19 protein-coding genes and 2 pseudogenes are annotated in these 20426 nt (G+C 61.1%); 15 read left to right on the top strand and 6 right to left on the bottom strand.

Annotated elements, in window-relative coordinates:
• Positions 1 to 15 precede the first annotated feature (15 nt).
• Both NLM15_RS12100 and NLM15_RS12095 read right to left on the bottom strand, forming a co-directional pair.
• Positions 16 to 741 carry a response regulator gene (locus tag NLM15_RS12100; protein WP_254117168.1) on the bottom strand — a complete coding sequence of 242 codons (726 nt, stop codon included), beginning with the start codon at positions 739 to 741 and terminating at the stop codon, positions 16 to 18.
• Between the two features lie 437 nt (positions 742 to 1178).
• On the bottom strand, positions 1179 to 2129 hold the full coding sequence (locus NLM15_RS12095) for a c-type cytochrome (protein ID WP_254117167.1): 951 nt from the start codon (positions 2127 to 2129) through the stop codon (positions 1179 to 1181).
• 412 nt (positions 2130 to 2541) lie between these two features.
• Between NLM15_RS12095 and NLM15_RS12090 the strand changes: the two genes are divergently transcribed.
• Together NLM15_RS12090 and NLM15_RS12085 are read left to right on the top strand one after the other, a co-directional pair.
• Positions 2542 to 3894, top strand: a complete 1353-nt coding sequence (locus NLM15_RS12090) for a glycosyltransferase (RefSeq protein WP_254117166.1) — start codon at positions 2542 to 2544, stop codon at positions 3892 to 3894.
• A gap of 88 nt (positions 3895 to 3982) precedes the next feature.
• On the top strand, positions 3983 to 5233 hold the full coding sequence (locus NLM15_RS12085; protein WP_254117165.1) for an MFS transporter: 1251 nt from the start codon (positions 3983 to 3985) through the stop codon (positions 5231 to 5233).
• 10 nt (positions 5234 to 5243) lie between these two features.
• Here the strand turns inward: NLM15_RS12085 and NLM15_RS12080 are convergent, their stop codons facing one another.
• A complete protein-coding gene (locus NLM15_RS12080) occupies positions 5244 to 6431 on the bottom strand; it encodes a CaiB/BaiF CoA-transferase family protein (protein WP_254117164.1) in 1188 nt (395 codons plus the stop codon).
• A 180-nt stretch (positions 6432 to 6611) separates the two neighbouring features.
• Between NLM15_RS12080 and NLM15_RS12075 the strand changes: the two genes are divergently transcribed.
• From NLM15_RS12075 to NLM15_RS12055, 5 genes are all read left to right on the top strand, one after another.
• The gene (locus NLM15_RS12075) at positions 6612 to 7499 is read left to right on the top strand and encodes a VOC family protein (RefSeq protein WP_254117163.1); all 888 of its coding nucleotides are present in this window, start codon (positions 6612 to 6614) and stop codon (positions 7497 to 7499) included.
• Between the two features lie 402 nt (positions 7500 to 7901).
• Entirely contained in the window at positions 7902 to 8549 is a 648-nt protein-coding gene (locus NLM15_RS12070) for a hypothetical protein (RefSeq protein ID WP_254117162.1), read from the top strand.
• A gap of 86 nt (positions 8550 to 8635) precedes the next feature.
• The gene (locus NLM15_RS43730; RefSeq protein WP_309143595.1) at positions 8636 to 8803 is read left to right on the top strand and encodes a hypothetical protein; all 168 of its coding nucleotides are present in this window, start codon (positions 8636 to 8638) and stop codon (positions 8801 to 8803) included.
• A gap of 39 nt (positions 8804 to 8842) precedes the next feature.
• A complete protein-coding gene (locus NLM15_RS12060; protein ID WP_254117161.1) occupies positions 8843 to 9013 on the top strand; it encodes a hypothetical protein in 171 nt (56 codons plus the stop codon).
• A 546-nt stretch (positions 9014 to 9559) separates the two neighbouring features.
• Positions 9560 to 9811 carry a hypothetical protein gene (locus NLM15_RS12055; protein ID WP_254117160.1) on the top strand — a complete coding sequence of 84 codons (252 nt, stop codon included), beginning with the start codon at positions 9560 to 9562 and terminating at the stop codon, positions 9809 to 9811.
• Between the two features lie 683 nt (positions 9812 to 10494).
• Here the strand turns inward: NLM15_RS12055 and NLM15_RS12050 are convergent.
• On the bottom strand, positions 10495 to 10758 hold the full coding sequence (locus NLM15_RS12050; RefSeq protein ID WP_254117159.1) for a hypothetical protein: 264 nt from the start codon (positions 10756 to 10758) through the stop codon (positions 10495 to 10497).
• Positions 10759 to 11468: 710 nt separating this feature from the next.
• Here NLM15_RS12050 and NLM15_RS12045 point away from each other — a divergent pair.
• Entirely contained in the window at positions 11469 to 12752 is a 1284-nt protein-coding gene (locus tag NLM15_RS12045; RefSeq protein WP_254117158.1) for a hypothetical protein, read from the top strand.
• A gap of 867 nt (positions 12753 to 13619) precedes the next feature.
• Here NLM15_RS12045 and NLM15_RS12040 read toward each other — a convergent pair.
• On the bottom strand, positions 13620 to 14606 hold the full coding sequence (locus NLM15_RS12040; RefSeq protein WP_309143594.1) for a LysR family transcriptional regulator: 987 nt from the start codon (positions 14604 to 14606) through the stop codon (positions 13620 to 13622).
• A gap of 134 nt (positions 14607 to 14740) precedes the next feature.
• Here NLM15_RS12040 and NLM15_RS12035 point away from each other — a divergent pair, with 134 nt between their 5' ends.
• The 5 genes and pseudogenes from NLM15_RS12035 (at position 14741) to NLM15_RS12015 (ending at position 17949) form a co-directional block, all read left to right on the top strand.
• Positions 14741 to 15295 (top strand): DUF4440 domain-containing protein, encoded by a 555-nt coding sequence (locus tag NLM15_RS12035; protein WP_254117156.1) that lies wholly within the window; start codon positions 14741 to 14743, stop codon positions 15293 to 15295.
• Positions 15292 to 15549, top strand: a pseudogene (locus tag NLM15_RS44030) (glutathione S-transferase N-terminal domain-containing protein); the annotation flags it as partial. The gene NLM15_RS12035 and the pseudogene NLM15_RS44030, both read left to right, overlap by 4 nt.
• Before the next feature lie 214 nt (positions 15550 to 15763).
• Positions 15764 to 16114, top strand: coding sequence for a hypothetical protein (locus NLM15_RS44025; protein WP_375166836.1), 351 nt, complete (start codon positions 15764 to 15766; stop codon positions 16112 to 16114).
• Between the two features lie 438 nt (positions 16115 to 16552).
• On the top strand, positions 16553 to 16819 hold the full coding sequence (locus tag NLM15_RS12025; protein ID WP_254117094.1) for a hypothetical protein: 267 nt from the start codon (positions 16553 to 16555) through the stop codon (positions 16817 to 16819).
• Positions 16820 to 17745: 926 nt separating this feature from the next.
• Positions 17746 to 17949, top strand: a complete 204-nt coding sequence (locus NLM15_RS12015) for a hypothetical protein (RefSeq protein ID WP_254117153.1) — start codon at positions 17746 to 17748, stop codon at positions 17947 to 17949.
• A 750-nt stretch (positions 17950 to 18699) separates the two neighbouring features.
• On the opposite strand, the gene NLM15_RS12010 is transcribed toward NLM15_RS12015, so the two are convergent.
• Positions 18700 to 18924, bottom strand: coding sequence for a hypothetical protein (locus tag NLM15_RS12010; protein WP_254117152.1), 225 nt, complete (start codon positions 18922 to 18924; stop codon positions 18700 to 18702).
• Positions 18925 to 19038: 114 nt separating this feature from the next.
• On the opposite strand from NLM15_RS12010, the gene NLM15_RS12005 reads away from it, so the two are divergent.
• On the top strand, positions 19039 to 19389 hold the full coding sequence (locus NLM15_RS12005; RefSeq protein ID WP_254117151.1) for a hypothetical protein: 351 nt from the start codon (positions 19039 to 19041) through the stop codon (positions 19387 to 19389).
• A 3-nt stretch (positions 19390 to 19392) separates the two neighbouring features.
• Positions 19393 to 20310, top strand: a pseudogene (gene ligD, locus NLM15_RS44020) (non-homologous end-joining DNA ligase).
• Positions 20311 to 20426 lie beyond the last annotated feature (116 nt).

The following is a 20426-nucleotide window of genomic DNA, read 5'->3' as shown; positions in this document are numbered from 1 at the left end:
ATCCCGCGGCCGCGTTTAGAACGGATCTACAGGAACCGCGAACACATAGCCGACGCCGCGCTCGGTCTGGATGACGCGCGGCGCACTCGGATCGGCCTCCAGCTTGCGCCGCAGCCGCAGCACCTGGACGTCGATGCTGCGATCGAAAATGTCTTCATGGATGCGGGTCGCCTGCAGCAGATGCTCGCGTGACAGGGGGCGCTGCGGCGCCTCGAGGAAGGCCAGCAACAAGGCATACTCTCCCTTGCTGAGCGGGACCGGCGTTTCGCTGGGATCGACGAGCTTTCGGCCGCGGCGTTCCAGTTTCCATCCGCTGAATCGATAGCCTCCGCGCTCGGGATCGCGGGCCCGCGCAGCACGGCCCATCTCCTGCCGCCGCAACACAGCCCGGACGCGAGCCAGCAGCTCTCGCAGGGAGAAAGGCTTGATGATGTAGTCGTCGGCGCCGAGTTCGAGCCCGACGATACGATCGATCTCGTCGGGACGGTGACCGGTCGTGATGATCACCGGCACATCGGAATGCGAACGGATCTCCCGCAACAGATCCAGACCGTCGTCTTGACCGAGGCGAAGGTCGAGAATGATCAGGCTGGGCTGACCGGCTTCGAGATAGTGGTTCAACTCGGACCTGGTGGAGGCCGCCCTGGTCGGGACGTTGTGCTCCTCCAGATATCTGATCACCATCTGTCGCAAGGTGGGGTCGTCGTCGACAACGACGATGTGGCCAACATCTGCAAGCATACTACTCTCTCAAATCTGGCGTAACCAACAGGGTCGCGTTCAAGATCTGCAATCGCTCAAATGATATCCGGGACAGCCAAAACATCGCCATGCGCCGACGCCGTCCATTGCATGTCGATGACGCTGCAACCCGGTATTTCTGCGGCCAATCCCGCTGAATGTCGCAGACGTGAAGCATTGTGATCCCAGCTAATGCTACTTTTGGGCGATTTCCAGTGTGCCCGCCGACGTGATTGTTCGTCAGTGACGAAAGCACCGTTCGGCGATGACGACGGCTGCGCGACTGGCAGCAAGAAGGCTGTGAAAATTTTCCCTGGAGCGCGACGTCGCCTTCAACTGCGCGCGCCGCTGCCGGGGCGCCGCTGTTCGAGCGCACGCATAAGCGATGAGTGCAGCCGGGGCGAGACCGGCCACACCAGGTCATTCTCCGGGATGGGTCAGAAGCGCGGCAGGTTCACGAGGTACTGGTAGATCGCGGCGAGTTCGTCATCGTCCATCCGCCCGATCGGCTGCCACGGCATTTGCTCGGTGAGCCGATGTCCGTTCGGATCGACACCTGTGCGCATGGTTGCGACGAACTGCGCCTGGCTCCAGTCCTTGACGATAGCGAGGTCGGGTCCGAGCGGCGGCAACTGGCCGGGCACCCCACCGGAGAGATCCTTGCCGTGACATTCACGGCAGTCCTGATAAGACAGCAAGTACCTGCCGTAGCGCGCCGTCGGTTCCTTCGGCGGCGCGATGACCACACCGGTGAAGACCGGCTTGGCATCCGGCAGCATTCCGGCGCCCAGCATCACCAAGCCCAGCAGGCTGAAACGATCCGGAGGATCCGGGGTCTGTTCGCCGCTCGGGGACAAGCCGCGGATGTAGGCGATGACGGCCCTGGTGTCGTCGTCGCTGAGCCGGCCGGCGTTGGTAAAGGACATGATCGCGAGCCATCGTCCCCGCGCGTCGATGCCATTGCGAATGGCACGAAAGATCTCGCCGTCGGACCAATGCTTCAGGGCCCCGGCGGGAGTCAAATTCGCGGGCACGAAGGAGCCGATGGGAAGGGGCAGATCTTTGCCGACATCGCCGCCACCCGACAGAACGCCGCTCTTCGAATGGCATCCGGCGCAAAAGCCGTCGGCGACTGCCCTGCCGCGGGCAATTCGCTCCGGCGTCACCTCGACCTCGAGATCGGGGACCGGCGCAGACCGCGAATGCTGCTTGACGATGCCAGCTGCGGTCAACGCGCTGACGCCTGACAGCGCGACGGCGAGCGTTGCTGCCAGCACCACTCCGCCCCACTTCACCAGCGGATTCCTTGCCCGCAAGGCGCGAACGCCTGACCAAACCAGGAATGCGATGAGCGCAGCCATCGCAATCAAGGCGACAATGTTCTGCATGGCGTCTTCCTCGAAGAATTCCGCCTCAACGAATTTTGCGCGGTCAAATCCGCGCGATATATCGGTCTTCAATAATCGCGCCCGGCCAAAATCGCCGCTGAATGCCGGCAGTCCTCCAGGCTGATAATTTGGCAGGTTAGGAGCGCAGCGTTACCGCTCTGTTTCACGGCCGGCCGCTCGCGTTACATTTGTAATCCTTGTGCGGCGACATGGTCGCCGCCTGCATGCTGCCGGGCTGGCTCCGGCCCTGGACTCCGGCCTTCGGCCTTGGCCGCGCCACGATGCGTTGCCGGCGTAACCATTTGGCGGCCATCGGAAGCCTCGGCGTAACGGCGATCCCTTCAATTGCCTCTGCTCACTCGAGCGGCCGCCTTGCGGCGACCGTGCATCGATCATCAAGAGGTCATCTCCCATGAAGATTCTTATCGCTTCGACGCCTGCGACGGGTCATCTCAATCCGATGCTGGCGATCACGCAGATCCTGGTCGCCGAAGGCCATGAGATTGCTTTCATGACGGGCACCGCCTTTCGTGCCCGCGTCGAAGCCAGCGGCGTCAGATTTTTTCCCCTTCCGGAGGGCGCGGACTTCGATCCGAGCGACGTCTTCTCGCGGGTCCCCGAGCTCAAATCCATCCCTCCGGGGCTGGAGTGGTTCCGTGTTGCCTGCGAGCGCATTTTCGTCGACGCCCTTCCGCACCAGCACCAGGGACTGTTGCAGGTGTTGCGGCAATTCCCCGCGGACATCATCGTCTGCGACGACATGCTGTTCGGCGTGCTGCCGATGTTGCTCGGACCGCGCTCGCAGCGGCCCCCCATCGCGCTCTGCGGGACCTCGTTCCTGCATTGGGCGCGCGAGGATGGCGCGCCCAATTTCCTCGGCTTGCCGCCTGCAAAGACCGACGAGGAGCGCGATCATTACGCGGCGATGGCGCGGGACTATGATGCGGCGGTCGATCAGCCGGTGTCACTGCGACTGAACCGGGCCCTGAAGACCCTCGGCGTCGGGCCGATAGCGATGCCGCTCTTCCATTCCGTGGTCGCTCTCGCGGACGCCTACCTGCAATTGTCGGTGCCGAGCTTCGAATTCCCTCGCGAGATCCCGTCCTCGGTGCATTTCGTCGGCACGCCTCCGATCATTGCCAACCAGGTCCCGCCGCCGTCATGGGCCGAGCAGCTCGACGGTACACGCAAGATCGTTCTGGTGACGCAGGGGACGGTGGCCAATCACAATTTCAATCTGCTGATCGCCCCGACGCTGGCCGCGCTCGCCGACGAGCCCGACATCCTGGTGATCGCGACCGCGGGCGGCCGCCCGGTCGACGCCATCCCCGGCAGAGTCCCGTCGAACGCGCGCATCGCCAGCTATCTGCCGTTCGAATGGCTGCTGCCGAACGTCGACGTACTCGTCACCAATGGCGGCTATGGCAGCGTCAACCAGGCCATGAGCTTCGGCATCCCGCTGGTCACCGCGGGAATGACCGAAGACAAGGCCGACGTCAACGCGCGGGTCGCCTGGTCCGGCGTCGGCATCAACCTCGCGACCAACGAACCGACTCCGGAGGCCTTGCGCGACGCGGTGCGAGCGGTGCTCGACCAGCCGCGCTATCAATTGCGCGCAACGCAGATCGCGGACGAGTTCGCCGAGATCGATACGCCGGCGGAAATCCTCCGCGTCCTCAGCGAGCTCGTGACCGACGAGACCGAGGTATCGCGCCTCCGCGCGGCCGCAGCGAGCCAGGGGCGACGTGTCGGCCGGCGTGCCTGATCGCACGGCTGAACGGAGCGATGGAGCGCGGAGCGACCGCGCTCCATCGCCTCGCGAAACCTCATCACACCTCATCGGGTATTCGTCCATGCGTATCGAGCCTCAATCCCTCGCATTCACGCTGTTGCTCGGCCTTCTTGCGGCCGTGCCGTATTCCGGCATCGACATCAATCTGCCGGCACTCGCCGCCACCGGCGTCACGCTTGGCGCGAGCGCATCGGATGTCGGACTGACGATGAGCGCGTTCATGCTCAGCCTGGCCATCGCGCCGCTGATCTACGGACCGGTCTCGGACCGCCTTGGCCGCAAGCCGGTTCTCGCATTCGGCCTCGCGCTGTTCGTCGCCGCCAGCGTCGGTTGCGCGCTTGCCCCTTCGCTGCCGGTCCTGCTGCTGTGCCGCTTCGTTCAGGGCATCGGCGCCGCCGCAACCGCCACGACCTTTGCCATCATCCGCGATCTGTTCGACGGCGACGCCGCACGCGGCAAGATCGCCAACGTCATGGTCGCCGTCAACGTCGCCACCGTGATCGCGCCGACGGCGGGCGCCGCCCTGCTGGCGGCTGCCGGCTGGCAGTCGATCTATGCGGCCCAGGCCGGGATCGGTTTCATGCTGCTGATGGTCGTGATGTTTCGCTTCACCGAAACCGCGACGATCGCCCCATCCGGCCGTCTGGTGCCATCCGCCGTGATCGACAGCTATCGGCGCGTGCTGACGCATCCGGTTTCGCTGCCCTTCATCCTGGTCGGCGCCACCGGCGGCGCCACGGTGTTTGCCTATGTCACCGGCGCCTCGCTGTACTTCGTCGGCGCCGTCGGGCTGCGCCCCGAACAATACGGGCTGATCTTCAGTGCCTGCTCGGCGGCCGTGATGGGCGGCGCCCTGCTCGACGGCCAGCTCGGCCGGCGCGGTGCAAGTTCGGCGCGCATGCTGACAACCGGGCTGACGCTGTCGGCCGCAGCCAGCGTCGCCTTGCTCGCGATGACATTGGCCGGCTGGATGCCGACGGCTCTCGTCGTCACGCTTCTGATGGCGGTCGCGCTTGGCTTCGGCCTGAGCCTGCCGAACGTGATGAGCGCGACGATGCAGCGCCTCCCCGAGATCGCCGGCGCCGTCAGCGCCGCCGCCGGCAGCATCCAGCTGACCGCAGGCGCGATAGCCAGCGGGCTGGTGGCGGTTCGCTTCGACGGTCGGACCGCGCTCTCAATGACCGCGGTGATGGCGGCGGCAGCGCTTCTCGCCCTGGTCCTGTATCTGTTGGTTGCACGCCCCGCCGAACGTCGTCTGGAGTCGCTGACCATCGAACCCGGCGTGGCGATCCGAAGCCCGAGGAATTCCTGACTTATGCCGACTAGATGATACCGCCCTGCCGAAGCGCCGCGATCGCAGCCGCGTCATAGCCGAGCTCGGTGAGGACGAGATCGGTGTGCTCGCCGAGCGTCGGCGGGCGCGATGCGATCTCGCCCGGCGTTTCCGACAGCCGCACCGCGGCCCGGGCGACCGGGGCCTGTTTCGGCAGGCCGGGATAATCGACGTCCTGCATGAAGCCGGCGGCGCGGATGTGCGGATGATCGAGCGCCTGTTGCGGGCTCAGCACGGGCCCGGTCGGGATCATCGCCTTGCCCAGGGTGTCGACCGCCTCCTGCGTGGTGCGCTCGGCGCACCAGCGCGCCATCCGCTCGCTGATGACAGGACCGTTGTTGCCGCGGCTGATGTCGTCGGCAAAACGCGGATCGTTCAGCCAAAGCTCCTCCTCGCCCATCAGCCTCGCCCAGCGCTTGAACAGCGGATGGCCCGTGACCTGGCACAGCACCCAGCCGTCCTTGGTGCGGTAGATATCCGCCGGCGCTGCGGTCTGGCCGAGATTGCCTGTCGGCACGCGATTGACGTTGATGACGGCCTGCTCGATCAGCGTCGCGTTGGTGAAGGACAGCGCGGTTGCGAGCAGCGCGCCCTCGACGATCTGCCCGCGTCCGGATTTGCCGCGCTCGATCAGCGCAGCCAGCGTCCCGAATGCGCAATGCAGCGCCGTGCCGAAATCGACCCAGTTCACCGCGGCCCGATAAGGCGGATCGCCGGCACCGGTCATATACACCGAGCCCGACATGACCTGCCCGACACCGTCGAAACCGACACGGTCTGACCAGGGGCCCGGTCCGCCGAATGCGGTCGCCGTGGTCAGGATGATGTCGGGCTTGATCGCCTTCAGCTGCTCGTAATCGAGCTTCATCGCGCGCAGGGTCTGCGGCGGCAGATTGGCGACGACGACATCCGCGGTCGCAATCAGGCGGCGCATCACCTCCTGGCCCTCCGGCTTCATCGGATCGAGCGTGATACACTTCTTGTTGCGGTTGACCTGGAGAAACAGCGCGCCTTCGCCGTTCTCGCCGACCGGCGCCACGAAGCGGTCCTCGCTGCCGTCGCGCTTCTCGACGCGGATGACCTCGGCGCCGAATTCGGCCAGCAAGGTCGCGCAATAGGGCCCCGCGATATAGCGCCCGAAATCGAGCACGCGCACGCCCTCCAGAACTCCTCCCATCGATCCCTTCCCTGCATTGCATGCCGCATGTTTTGGCCAGATTACAGGGACTGGCTGCCACGGCAAGGCGGCAGAGCGGGCATGCTGCTCTGCTCTCAAGATGTGATCGGCGAACAGTTTCGGCGGGCGGAAATTGTGCTCTAGTATGCCCCCCGTCCGTCCTCAAGCCAGGGCTCATCCATGCCGCAACAATTCGATCGATCCGCAGAAGATCTCGGCAACGCCATTCATTTCGAGCACGTCAACATCCAGGTCCCGGACCAGCGCCTCGCCACGCTGTTCTACGTCACGGGACTCGGGCTCACCCGCGATCCCTATCTGATGGTCTCCGACACCAACATGTGGATCAACGCCGGACGGAGCCAGTTTCATCTGCCGAGCGGCAAGCCGCAGGTGCTGCGCGGCCATACCGGGCTGGTCATCGAGGGCCGCGAGGCGCTGCTGGCGCGGCTGGCGTCGGTCGCCAAGAAGCTCGAAGGCACGGCGTTCGCGTTCACCGAACACAATGATCATGTCGAGGCGATTTGTCCCTGGGGCAACCGCATGCGTTGTTACGAGCCCGACGCCGCGCGCTTCGGGCGCATCGCGCTCGGCATTCCCTATGTCGAGTTCGACGTGCCCATCGGCACCGCAAAGGCGATCTGCGCCTTCTACCCCGAGATCATGGGCATGCCCGCGAGCTTGCGGAACGGCGACGGCCAGATTGCGGCCGTGAAGACCGGCCGCGACCAGCATCTGCTGTTCCGCGAGACCGACCGGCCCCAGGGCGGCTATGACGGCCACCATGTGCAGATGTACATCACCGATTTCTCCGGCCCTTATCGCAAGCTGCTGGCGCGCGACCTGATCTCGCGCGAGGACAATCAATATCAGTACCGCTTCTGCGACATCGTCGATCTCGACAGCGGCAAGCATCTGTTCACCGTCGAGCACGAGGTGCGCAGCGCCACCCACCCGATGTTCATGCGCCCGATGGTCAATCGCAATCCTGCTATCAACAACCGCAACTACGCGGCCGGCCACGATCAGTCGCTGTGGGCCATGGGACCGGATCAGTACGAGGGATAGGCGCTGGCTGGGGCGGGAGGGATCGAACCTCCGAATGGCGGAATCAAAACCTGCTTGATTAGTGAGTGATTTCAGGGCGCATTTGGAAAAAACGTTCGAACTCGCCCCTAGCAATATCAATTGCTTAGCTAGCATTTCCAAACAGGGAAGCGCTTCGCCCCAGTGCAGATTGTACGCGAACACGGCGCAAGGTCGGGTCCACTCCTGCCGATCTTATCGACAAACGCGACAAGTCCCCGCGATTGGGGGAGATCCGCAGCTTCCCCGAGCCGCCACAAGCTCGGACACACTGGCGTTACGTTCCCTAGCTGATCGCGGCCTGCCGAAAGCCTGCTTTGTCTAACCGAGAGAAAATAGCGGCGATTATCTCCGCCGAAAATCCTTCCGCAGGAGCTGCCGCGTTTGAGTGTGGACGCTGCATTTGTCTCGCAGACTATCGATAGGATTAAATGCGACCAGTCTATGAGGCGGCTTAGACTAACATCGCGTGGCGACTATCTCGACCAATCCCTTGGGCTCGCTCCTTTTGTGCCCGCAGGGCTGCAGACGCTGGCTGTTATTCTGGCAAACTCCTATTATTCGGGCATGACCGCCCTCACCCGACGCCGTAGCGACAATACGCACCAGAAGACCTGGCATATCTATTTCGGCGACCTTCGTGTCGGCACGATCGGCACGCGAGCCGGCGTGCTGACAGCCGCCGATCAGTGGGGCTGGTCCTGCGGATTTTATCCCGGTCTCGAGCCCGGCCAGCACTGCAGCGGGACGGCCGAGACCTTCGAAGCCGCTCGCGAGGCCTTCGAGACCGCCTGGTCCGAACTGTTGCCCGACATCCCCAATAGCGCCTTTGCCGAATGGCGCCGCGATCGCGACTGGCGCGCGGATTTGATAGCCAGGCGCGGCCGCGGCGAGAAGCTCGACAGCGAGATCCCGAGCACGCTGATGCGCTGCGTCTGCCGTCCGAAATTTGACAGCTGCAATCCAGCGGAGAGCTACCCTCACCGCGCACACATCACCGCCGCGCAGGCGGCTAATGGGACACGCCGATGAAGCACGCCGAAGGACGACCTATGCGAACCCGGAGGCGGCCGCGCGCAAGCTGGTGGAGATCGCCGCTGGCATCGAGCCGGTCCAGGTTGGCCGATATCTATATCGAGCGCATCAACGCGCCGTTCATGTTCAATCTAAAGGGCAGCGGCAGCGAGTTCGGCGCCGGGCTCAAATACGCGATCGAGCGCGGCTGGCTCGAGCTGCACGAGTCCGGCACGTATGTCCGGCTGCTCAACGGGGGCGAAATGCTATAATTGGGTAGTGCAAACAAACGGGCACATGGGGACTGACCTATGTCGAAGGAGATCAAACAGTTGCGTAAGCAAGCTGAAAAAGCTGCTCGCGCCGCAAAGACCACCGTAGATGCCGAGGTTTCAGAGGAGCTGCAGGCCCTAGCACGCGCGTTCCAAAGCCAGGCCGACGTCCTGAAATGTAAAAAGAAGGCAGGCAAGAAGGAACGGTAAGGCTGTCCTTCGGAACCTGCACCAAACTCGCAACGGCTTATCTACCCCGGGGTGCCATTCTCAAGAGGGCGCCTGCTAATGACGGCCCCGGCCGTAGGGGCTTTTTGGGGTGTGGAGGCCGGGCCGTTGGAGGTGCTTGGACCTTGAGGAAGGCCAAGCAACAGCCTAGGAAAGAGCGGCAATCTGTTCTGTTAGCTTTCGGACGGTGGCTATATTGATCCCTCGGGGAACGGAGTAGCTGCATGGAAGACATGCAGGCCCCGTTGGAAAAGCTCCGCACGGATGCAGCCGTGTGCGCGCCGATCTGGCGACCGATCCAAAGAAGCGCGAACTGTTCACCCGGCTGCCGATCACCTAAGCGTGCTCGCCGCTGAGGTCGAGCGTGCGGTTGCGGAGGGTGTGAAGCGCAGCGACGGGTGAATATTTCTACACACCCACGACCCGCAGCGGCTCGCGCTCGTTCCGAGCCGCTGAAATCGATAAATTTGACGCAGGTTTTGCCGAGTGGCTTCGGGAACGTTCGGTGGTGGCGTTGCTTTGAGAGCAATGACGAGCACGACCGTAGTTCTCATTCCCGGCATGCTGAAAGCGCTTCGCCTGGTGCGCGTCTACGGCTTTATGGTCGAGCGCAGAGACGGCCTGTATTACCCCGGCAGCAACCAGCTGGCATGCTCGAAGGCTTTGGCAGAGAAGATGGTTGAAGGCGGCTGGCTGGTGAAACAGGGAGAACGTTATCAGCCTACAGAGAAGGGTTGGGATGCAGGAGAAGCCGGTTCGGATAAGGGGGAAGATAGGTGAATCCCAAGGTCGCCCGCGACGCACTCCCTCTTCGCGACCTAGGCTGCTAACTGAGGCGGCATTACTCGTCGCTGCCGGTTTGGATTTGGCGAACGTATTGGTCAGCGAGAGCAAGTAGGCGCTGGGCAATAACCGGATCGTTGATTTGGCGCGCAAGCCTTCGGCACTGCTCCACTTTCGTGATCAGAGAGAACTGTAGTTCCCAACGCTCTTCCGGTGTCCGCTCCATCCCGTGTAATTACACCCAACCCGTAAAATCCGCACTGGAAGATTCGGCGGTAGTCCCTCCGGGCCAACTGGCGGCCTTAACGCATTTAGTGCTTCGTAATGGGCTCAAACCTAGCGAGCCTGGTCGCACCTTCCCAAAGCTCTACGGCGTGCCCGTCCACCAGCTGCTTGGCTCGCTCTCTCGCAACCGCTTCGTCCTGCGCCTCAATGTCAACTCGAGACACTATGTGACCGTCTTCGCCGATTAGATAAGCACGAAAGCCTCGCATGACCCAGCTCCAAAACCCGCCGCGTTCCAAAGCAGGAACGATTTTAAAGCCGATCTAAAATCACGTCATCAGGGAAAATATTAACAAAGGAATCGCCGGTCCTAACGAGTTTTCGTTCGTTAAGCGTCAGCGATAAAAACTCGCCAGCGTGAACCGGCGGGCCTTTGTGATGGACTCGCGATCGGCTTACCAAGGAAGATAGAGCGCGACAAACAGCGCCAAGCTGATCAAACCGCACGCCCACGCGACCGGGCCCATTGGTGTCTGCGTATCCACGATATCCCCAAAAAAACTGCGAGCTTGACTCTGAAGGGCGGCCCGCGCCTCGATCTCGGCCGCCGAGCGCCTACAATCCTCGGCGACCTTCAGTAGTCCGATCCGCTCGCAATGCATCGAGGCAAGCGCGGCCTCAGCTAGGCAGATCTGCTCTAGCCGCCAGAGCTCTTCCACGTCTCGTTTCATTCGACCACGTGCGCCCATTGGCAGATGCTGATCCTGCTGTGGTGCAAAACTGTGGCAACAACACTTGTGCGAGTAGCGTGCATATAGTTCCAAGGTTGCGGCAAGGTCCGATCTCGGTCGTTCGGCGCTCCTTGTCACAGCCGGATCGGCAGCCCGAGCGACCTGTTCCCACCCATGAAGTACAGCAGCTCGCGCTGGTTTCCAGCCACTATAAACGACAATTTTACTCTCGCTGGCGCCGCGTTTCGATGACGTCATGCCCAGGGCAGAGAACCGCGCGGCCGCGAAAGCTCACCATAATGGACGGAAGCGCAAGATCGATGAGGAGCAGAAGACGAACGCTTGAAGGCAGACCTCGCTGAGCTCGATCGACTTCGCGCTACCTCATCGTCGGCACGAAAGCCCGGGCGCTTCGGCAACCGCGAGAAGCAGTTAACCATTGAGGACTACGTGGAGGAAATGACTGGAGAGCGGACCGCGCTGCGCGCCAAGAACCACCAGCGCGGACGACTAGAGGATACCGCCAACAGTGCTGCAGTCCCGTAGCTCCCCGTGGATTTCCCCAAGGGTTGCCGCTTCGCCTTTCGAAGGCCTTCTTTACCCTCAAGGGTCGCGACACTGTTTACAGAACAACCGGGCCACATTCGAGCAATAAGCGCAGCGTTTAGCGCGCGCCCACAGACTATGCGGGAAGAGCTGTGAAGCGCACTTACCTAGCAATTTCTATTGCAGTGGGCGCCTATATCCTTACGACGGGAGTCGGCGCGGCGATCTTCCCTTTCTCATTCGGCCGCGACCAGCTCATGGCGTACGTGGGCCATGAACCCAATATCATTTCGGGGGCCACCCTCGGCTCTCTGACGTATTGGATGCTGCTGCTAGTCTTTGTGGTCGCGCTGCCGACAGCCGCGGTGCTGGCAGGAGGCTTGATCGATCGCCCCATCTTCTCTGAAAAATCAAAGGTACCCATTTGGTTTCCAATCGCCACCGCGTTGGCGATGACTGCCTACTGCCTCTATCGCCTTTCGCTGTCTGGCGGCCACAACCTTCTGACAGCCCCATGGGACCTGACCTCGTGCTACGAAGCCAAGATCCTGCGTCGGGCCGAATTGCAGAGTTCGCTTGGAAACTTCTACTTTGCCTTCGCCTTTGCGAGCCTCCCGATGCTCAGTTGCTATCTGCTTGCACGCGGCGTGATGGGTAAAGACAAACCGGCGTTGCTGTCCTTTTTCGTTCTAAGCGTCGTCATTCTCAGTCTTGACCTTGCGACAATGCAGAAGGCGCCAGCATTCATCTACCTCTTGATGGTGGCGCTGACGCTCGCACTCTCAGAATTCGGAGTTTTACGCAGCGGCATTCTCGTGCTGCCGATTGCTGCCGCTCTCTTCCTCGCGCTTAGCATCACTCAGTTTTGCGCTGCTGAACACGTTGTATCGCCCGCACCCTTTGCGGAGGGATCGCGACCAGAGGGAACGCGACCAGATCGCCTGTCAACGTTTCGGATCTTCGCGATCCGGATGGTTCGCTCCAACTTATTGAGGATGGCCGTCGGCTTTCCCTTCTATGTAGAAACCTTCTCAGACCCAGAACGCCGATGTGGCATCGATCCATCGTGGCTACGTCGAGTCTTTGGTGAGCAACGATGCTTCCCGCCAACACTAATATTTCCTAAGGTCTTTCCAAATGTCACGTCCACGACAGGCTATCAGCCTGCACCTGTGAACATCTCCGGCTATGCCGAGGCAGGCCCTTGGTACGCATTGTTCGCGACCTTTGTTGCCGGATCACTGCTTGGCCTCATTTCCAGTCTGGGACGCGGCAAAGACCCTGCGGCGATCGCGACCACAGTCGCAGCATGCGTCTTTGCCTACTATATTGCGCAATCGTCTCTAACCGGAGCTCTGTTTGACGCATACGGACTGCTATGGCTAACGCTGCCCCTTTTCATTTTGAAGCTGTCAAATATTTCGCGTGGCACGTAACCGCCTGCGCACGGAAGAAGATAAACGGTGAAGGAATTTTTATCTGTCGCCGCGAAGGTGGTCACGACGAGCTCAAGGAGCAGCTGAATGGGCCAACGTGCTCACGCAAGCCGAAGCAAGCGATCCAAGAACGACCACAAACACTGCTGATATCGTCACCCGAAGATTCAACGCCCAAATCTCCGTACCAGTCGAGAACCGATCATCGCTCAAAACCACGTCAGATGAAAACGCGGTATGCCGAGACCGTGTGATCGGATCCGCAGCCGAGCATCGCCGACAATGTCTAGGCCGAATGGCGCCAAGATCGCGATTGGAGGGCTGAGGTTGCGGCCAAGTCGGGCGCGTGGCGAGAAGCTCGACAGTGAGGCAGAAACACGCCTCATGCGCTGCGTCTGCGGTTCGTAATTTGACAGCTGCAAGCCGGCGGAGAGCTACCTCCCCCGCCAGCACATCTTTGCTGCGCAAGCGGCCGAAAAGCTCCAGAATCGTACTAGGGCACATACTCATAAACGTCCGCTTACCAACACAAAGGGGAAGTCTGCCAGCTTGAGCGTGGTCGGCGGCTTGTGACCCGTAGCGGACCAAGCTCGGCCCGCTAAGCTCGATGGACAGTAATTTAGCGCTCTACTTCTGTGGGAGGGCGAAGGTGCCTGCGTGTGCCGGATCCGAAGCACCCGCTCTAGTAAGCGATAGTGATCTATTGGGCCCACGCCGGACCTCACCAGCATCGTGATCATCTTCCCCGTCGCCCCCCAAAAGCACACAGGGCAAATCTCATCGCCGGCTCGCTGGTGCAAGGTGCGACATAGGTAGCAAGGCCTGTCTTCAGAAAGCGGAGGCCGACGTCCTCAGCAGGTCCTGAGCTCAATTGCGAATCCGCGCCGCCTTTCCCGAGCGCGGCGCCTTGCCTAGGCCGATGCAGCGCGCGATGGTCTCGAACAGCCAGGCGATGCCGGCATCGGCCATCGCGGCCTGCGATGTGATGATGCGCACCGGATCAGGCGTCCAAGGAAGCGGCACCGCGCGCGTAACCAAATTAAAATGCGCGGCATGGCGCTCGACCAGGTGACGGGGCAAGGTCGCTACCAGATCGCTCTCGGCCAGCTGCACCAGAGCCATCATGAAATTCGGTACCGTCAGCGCAACACGCCGCGAATGTCCTTTCTCGGCCAACTTGGCATCCACGACCCCCAATGCATCGCCGATAGCCGAAACGAGCATGTGCCGCGCAGCTAGATAAGCCGGGAGGCTCGGCTTGCGTGCGAGCGGATGCCCCTTTCGCATGGCAATGACGAAGTCCTCCTCGAAGAGCAGCCGCTCGGCGAAGCGAGGCGGTGGCGGGCCGATCGGCAGAACCGCAATATCGAGCCGTTGCGCATCGATCTCCGTCAGAGTGGTCTGCCAGACCTGGCTCGTCGGCCTGCCGCGATGTTGCGGCATCAGCTGCAGAAGCCGGACGTCGATACCCGGCGCCTCACGTGCCAGGCAGGCAACCAATGGTCCGAGAAAGACGGCCGCCAGCGCATCCGGCGCACCGATCGTGAAGCAGCGTTGCGCGGTTTTCGGATTGAATGGTCCTGCCGTTGAAACGATCCCTTCCACACGGGTGAGCAACTCGGCAACGGGACCCGCGAGCGCCCGCGCCCGGTCCGTCGGCTTCACGCCACTGGGCGTCTTTAGAAACAACGGGTCATGCAGGAGGCGCCGCAGTCGGCGCAGGCCATGGCTGACCGCGGACGGGGTGAGATTGAGCCTCTGCGCCGCGCGCGCCACATGGCCCTCCTCTAGCACTGTGCTGAACAAGACGAGGAGACGGAGATCGATGCGAAGGAGCTGAGCTGCGTTCAGCACGGTCCTGAGTTCTTATCACTGGCTTCATGTGCAAGATGAGACCATCTCTCATCCGTTGCAATCCAAATCGACAGGTAACCGACCAGGAACCCACGACGGCGATCGCCGTCACGAATACTGAACAGGACAGTGCAATGTCAGAGCAAATTGGCAATGAGGACCAGCAGGTACAAGCGATGACCAGGCGTACCGCGCTCGCGGTAGCGGCAGTCGCTTCCCTTTCCATCGATTCCGCGGCTGCCGCCGAACCCGTTGCGGAGCTGGTGGCCCGGGCTGCCGAGAAGAATGCGGCGTTCATGCGAGGCGACATGCAGCGCTGGTCAGATCTCGTTCGTATCGCCGCCGACTTCACCCTGATGCAACCCTTCGGCGGCCCTCCGAGCCGCGGCTTCGACATGAGCCCGGGGCGCATGGCGGAGCGGGCTCGGTACTTCCGCAACGGCAAGACCGACCTGGAACTCTTGCAGACCTACGCATGCGAGGACATGGTGGTGCTCGTCATGATCGAGCGGCAGACTGCAGAGGTGGGAGGGCTGCCCGAGCAAGACTGGTCGCTGCGCGTAACGGAGGTCTACCGTAAGGCAGGCTCCGAGTTGCAACTGGCGCACCGCCACGCCGATCCACTGGTCCGACCTGTCAAGCTCGAGCAGGTCGCCGCGATCGCGCGTGGATTGGACGTGACGGAATGACCTGTCAGGCGGCCAAAGACATGACCGGACCCATGCTTCAGTTTTACTCTTTTAAGCTGTGCCCCTTTGCGCACCGGGTGCGTCTAGCGCTCGCCGAGAAGGGTGTTTTGGCGGAAGCGATCGAGATTGATCTCAAGAACAAGCCCGCTAGCTTCGTGCGGATCTCGCCCTGTGGCAGGGTCCCGTTGCTGCTGCACGGGGAGGCCAAGCTATGGGAATCGGCTGTCATCAGCGAATATCTCGACGAGGTCTTCCCTGACCCGCCATTGATGCCAGCCTCGCTTCCCGATCGGGCGCATGCCCGGATCTGGGTCAAGTTTGTCGATGATCGACTTTATTCGGCGACGCACCGCTTCATCTTCACGCGGGAAGAGGAAGCGAGACGGAAGCTTGCTGCCGAGATGGTCGATAGCGTGTGGTTTCTCGAGAACGAGTTAATGGCAAAGCGCCCCCGGAGGGGGGCCTTATGTGTTCGGAGATCGCTTTACCCTGACGGACATTGCGCTTTATCCCTGGTTCGAGCAGGTGGGCGCCTTGGAGCAGCTGAGCGAATTCCGGCTGCCGCTCGGCTGCGTCGGCCTCTCCGAATGGCGAGGGGCGATGAACGGGCGCAAGGCCGTTCAGCAGTGTGCGCGCACAAGTGATTGGTACGTCGAGCATTATCGCGCCTATCTTCCGCCTGAGGCTTATCAAGCGCCAAATGCCTGCTGGTTAGAACCAAAAACGCGTTGCCGGCAAAGATGGTTGCTGAAGAAGAGATCGTGCGTTTCCGTTTGGCCCTTTGTCCACTTAATTGGAACGACCGCTTCTGGTCCTTAGCGGACTAGCTAGGGCGAACTGGCGATGTCCGGTCTTGAAGACTAAACGGACACTGGCCCTACCTCCGCGCAAGGCTGATTCGGGTTTATGAGTACACCCTAGCGCACCCGCAAGGCTATCAAGACAGTCGATGCTGGCGGACTTCTCCTGGCTTCATTTGCAAGGCCGCCGCATCCTCGGCGCTCAACTCCCGCTGGACTAGGCTGGCCCTCCAGCCCTCGGGGATCGCATCGAGCACGTAGTCGACAGCGTTGTCGCGCTCCGTCGCTGCAAGCCAGATCTGGCGCTCGCCGCTGTCAGTTATCACCCGCACCAAATGAACCCTTCATGGGCCTACAAGCACAACAATGCGCGTTGGTTGCATGGCAACCCTAGCTGAATTAGGCAGAACTCCAAATTTGGAGTTAGGAAGACTGGATCAAATATGGAAAGCTGCGCATGAAGCACGCCGAAGGACGACCCTATGCGGACCGGGAGTTGGCTGCCCGAAAGCTCGTCGAACTCGCGGCCAGTATCGAGCCGGTGCAGGACGGCCGCATCTACATCGAGCGGATCAACGCGCCATTCCTATTCAAGCTGAAGGCCAGCGGCAGCGAGTTCGGCGCTGGGATTCGGTACGCCGTCGAACGCGGCTGGCTGATGCTTCACGAGAGCGGCACATATGTGAAGCTGCTCCCGCCTGGCGAGGATCTTCTCGCGCGATAGGAGGGCCTCTCCGGCGGGAACGCGCTCCGACCGAGGCGGCGGGTGCCCCATTCGTCCCAAATTAGAACGCTGCCGGGCTCGAAATACGCGTCCCGGCAGCGTCTTATTCTCTAACTGAGCTCTGAAATCCCAGTTGGCTTCAACTTTGCAATGGGCGTGCCACAGGCTAGTGACCAAAGCAAAACGGCTTCAAGCAGGTCCGGGGCTGGCGCGGACGCTGAGGCCGTTCGGCGCAGCCCCCCACAAATAGGCGCGCGCTGCATATTTTCCCGCTCGCGGCCAGATTCGCAAGGAATACTTGGACCAAATGTACATTAATTGGCTCGAATGGAAACGTCGCGAGCTGCTGCCCATCTAGGTTTGGACAACAGAGCGGTACTGTCCGTATTTGACCCCAAGTGTCCTAAGTTGATTTTGGCAGTGTCCTAATAGCCAAATCCGCCTTTTGAGCGGTTCCCGAAAAGTTCGAGCCGCGCGCAAAAATATAGTCCCCGGCTCGTTAACCTAAGTTGTCGTCGCGCGGTGCCGATATTGTACGGTTAGTCCATCACCGCACGGTCCGTGGCATTTATCGGTGATGAGAACGCCATCACGCGCTCCCGCCTTCCTCTCATGGAAAGGAGCGCGCCATGACCCCGCGTCGGCGTCGTTTCAAACAAATCGAAACATTGGAAACACGGCTAGCGGCAGAGGCCATGCGCTTGCGTGAGGAGGCAAGAAACGCCTCCCCAGGTATTGAGCGGGAGCGCCTTCTGAGGAAGGCCCGCCAGTGCGAGACCGGCTCGCATGTGAGCGAATGGCTCCGGTCGCCCGGACTGCAGCCACCGAAATAGCCAGCATTGTCTGCTTCCGATCGCAGCGGTTTGAATTTGTAACTGGCCGTTTTTGACTTCTGGTCGCACGCTGGTTCCGGGTAGGAACTGGCAATGACGCTGGATAAAAGAATCGCTTTGGCGCAGCGCCACGTTGATCGTGGCAGGCTCATCATAGAGCGCCAACGAGTGCTTGTTGACCAGGACGGGACGCCAGCTTCAATCGATCTTCTAAAACTGTTCGAGCAGACCCAGCAGATGTTCGAGATGGACCTCGCCGACCTACTCAAGAGGAAAGCAGCCTGCGGACCTCAATAGGCACATTCTGTCTGCGCACGCATTGATCGCGATGAAGGAAGCTGATTTTGCGAGGTACGTGCAACAAGCGCAGAATTGCTTGGATGAAGCCGCGAGGGCCACGAACCAAGTCGACAAACAGGCTTGGTTAGAGCTTGCGGAAGAGTGGATGGCCATGGCGCGGAAGGCTCGTGGCGGCGGGCCATCGGAGCATTAAGCCAAGTTGCAACTTGACGATCTTCGACCGTGAACTCAGAAGGCGCGACTGATGGCGCCTATATCGGAAGGCATACAGACCTAATTGCCGAATCTTCCTAGACCTTAGTAGACCTTGGCGCCCCCTTAACCGCCAAGGCTTCCAACGGCTCCGGCATCTAGTTGTGCTGGGGCCGTTTTTTCGACCTGTTACCACGAGCGCAAGCGCTACTGCGGCTCGTAGGCGGAGAAAAAGGCGCTGGCCTGTTTCCGAGCTCAGTGGTCTAGTTTGATTTTTGCGGTGGCCTAAATCGAAACTAAACGGGTGTCTCGGTAGACTTAAAGAAGGGTGTTGAAAGTGGTGCCGTGCAGTCCAAGAACGAACGCGTTGAACTGGAAATGCGGATACTACGCTATCGGCAAATAGTCCGACGCATTGCTCACGACCCGGAGACCTATGAGCGTATCCAGGCGCTAATTCGGGAACTGGAAGATAAGCTCCGCGAGATCGACGAGTAAAACCGCCTCAGTTGCGCGTTCGACATCCAATCAGCGATCAAACCTAAGCCACCAAACCTAGCGCTTCCGCGTGGCGGTTTTCTTAGCTCTCTCGACCCGCACGCCTTTGAATTTTTTGGCAGCTTTCTTCGCCGTTTTCGGCTTCTTCACAGCCATAAACTCGCCCGACGTTCTGTCGCGCTTTGTATAGCCGGTAGCGCCGCCAATTGTCGTTTTGGTCTGCGAGCGTTTCTTCACCGCGCCCTTGCGCGCGTTGTCGCCGGTCGGTTTATTGACTGCCATGGTTCCTCCGCTAGCTGCCTCTCCTCATAAAATCCTGGCGCAACTAGCAGTTCCAACCCGGGGAACGAATCGGCGCGGATCAAATTGAATCCCGGTTCTTGAGTGGAGTTGCGTATGCGTCCGCCTCGTTGGACCCCGTCTATTGTCCCCGCCGATGAGCCGACCGTTTATCTGGTCGCCGACGATTTTGGACGGGCCGGCAGCGCCTGGCGGGAAACGGACATGGAGACGGCCGACCTAGAGACGGTCATTCAGGACCTCATGGCCGGCGAGTACAGACGGCCCATCAAGGTGGTCGCTTTTAACACGGCCGAACGCTGGTGCGAGGATGTGTCTGAGGACATAGCAGGCGAGATCCAACGCCGCTTCAATCTTCAGCGGGCCGATGTTCCTTCGCATCTCCAGGAATTTGTCAACCGCTACGCCGCGGAGGACTCGCGGCAGTTCAGCTTGCGCCTGGCATAGCCCATGGCTTTTCAACGAATGAAGCCCGAAGCGCTTGGCATCAAGGCGCCCCTTCCCGGTTTCATCGAGCCGGCCCTGGCAGCCTCCATCGACCGCGTGCCATCCGGCGAGCGCTGGATCCACGAGATCAAGTTCGACGGGTATCGCGTTCAGGTGCATCTCGCCAACGAAGCCGTCACCGTATTCACCCGCCGCGGGCACGACTGGACCAAACGCTTCAAGAAGGTTGCCAACGACGCCTGGCACATCAAGGCGAGCTCGGCCATCATCGACGGCGAGATCGTGGTGCCGGCCGCCGATGGCAGCACCGATTTCTCCGTCTTGCAGAACGAGCTAAAGGGAACCTCGACTAAGATCATACTCGTCGCCTTCGACCTGCTTTATCTCAACGGCAGGGACATCCGGAAGGTGCCGCTATTCGAGCGCAAGGCCGCACTGAAGAAGGTCGTTACTGGCAGCGACGTCCAGTTCAGCGAGAGTTTTGAGATCGACGGAGGCGAGATGTTCGCCCATGCCTGCAAAGTCGGGCTGGAAGGCGTCGTCTCCAAGGTGCGGGACAGCGTCTACCCGGTCGGCCGCAGCAATAATTGGGTCAAGAAAACATGCTCCCAGCGCGAGACGCTCACCATCGCCGCTTCGCCCTCGATGAGGGCAAATGGGACGGCATATATCTCGGTAGGCGCAAGGGCGAGGATCTGGTTTATGCCGGCAAGGTCGACCACGGCTTCGACAAAACGTCAGCCGCCGAGTTGCGGCGGCGCCTCGAGCCCCTGGTCCGGAAGACACAGCCCTATGCAAAGCGGGTTGCGCAAAGGCATCTGGGTCGAACCGAAGCTGCTGGCAGAGATCGAGTACCGCGCCAAATCAGCTGAGGGAAAGGTGAGGCATCCGTTCTTCAAGGGGCTGCGCGAGGACCTGTAATGGCGCGGCGATCTGTGGCAAAATTTTTTCAGCCCCCTCTTGAAACCAAAATCGGCTTTGCTAATTTTTTTGTCGCCATCTGACGATGGCGTCCGGGCGCCTGACGGGCCCGGCCA

It is taken from the genome of Bradyrhizobium sp. CCGB20 (assembly GCF_024199855.1).
Lineage (GTDB): Bacteria > Pseudomonadota > Alphaproteobacteria > Rhizobiales > Xanthobacteraceae > Bradyrhizobium.
This window is presented reverse-complemented; position numbering and strand designations above follow the sequence as displayed.

Bases quoted from the DNA above. Each gene is read 5' to 3' on its own strand.
- NLM15_RS12090 (WP_254117166.1), top strand. From the start codon at position 2,542: ATGAAGATTCTTATCGCTTCGACGCCTGCGACGGGTCATCTCAATCCG.
- NLM15_RS12085 (WP_254117165.1), top strand. From the start codon at position 3,983: ATGCGTATCGAGCCTCAATCCCTCGCATTCACGCTGTTGCTCGGCCTT.
- NLM15_RS12025 (WP_254117094.1), top strand. From the start codon at position 16,553: ATGAAGCACGCCGAAGGACGACCCTATGCGGACCGGGAGTTGGCTGCC.
- NLM15_RS12080 (WP_254117164.1), bottom strand. From the start codon at position 6,431: ATGGGAGGAGTTCTGGAGGGCGTGCGCGTGCTCGATTTCGGGCGCTAT.
- NLM15_RS12005 (WP_254117151.1), top strand. From the start codon at position 19,039: ATGCGTCCGCCTCGTTGGACCCCGTCTATTGTCCCCGCCGATGAGCCG.
- NLM15_RS12100 (WP_254117168.1), bottom strand. From the start codon at position 741: ATGCTTGCAGATGTTGGCCACATCGTCGTTGTCGACGACGACCCCACC.
- NLM15_RS12010 (WP_254117152.1), bottom strand. From the start codon at position 18,924: ATGGCAGTCAATAAACCGACCGGCGACAACGCGCGCAAGGGCGCGGTG.
- NLM15_RS12095 (WP_254117167.1), bottom strand. From the start codon at position 2,129: ATGCAGAACATTGTCGCCTTGATTGCGATGGCTGCGCTCATCGCATTC.
- NLM15_RS12060 (WP_254117161.1), top strand. From the start codon at position 8,843: ATGTCGAAGGAGATCAAACAGTTGCGTAAGCAAGCTGAAAAAGCTGCT.
- NLM15_RS12035 (WP_254117156.1), top strand. From the start codon at position 14,741: ATGTCAGAGCAAATTGGCAATGAGGACCAGCAGGTACAAGCGATGACC.
- NLM15_RS12015 (WP_254117153.1), top strand. From the start codon at position 17,746: ATGACGCTGGATAAAAGAATCGCTTTGGCGCAGCGCCACGTTGATCGT.
- NLM15_RS12075 (WP_254117163.1), top strand. From the start codon at position 6,612: ATGCCGCAACAATTCGATCGATCCGCAGAAGATCTCGGCAACGCCATT.
- NLM15_RS12055 (WP_254117160.1), top strand. From the start codon at position 9,560: ATGACGAGCACGACCGTAGTTCTCATTCCCGGCATGCTGAAAGCGCTT.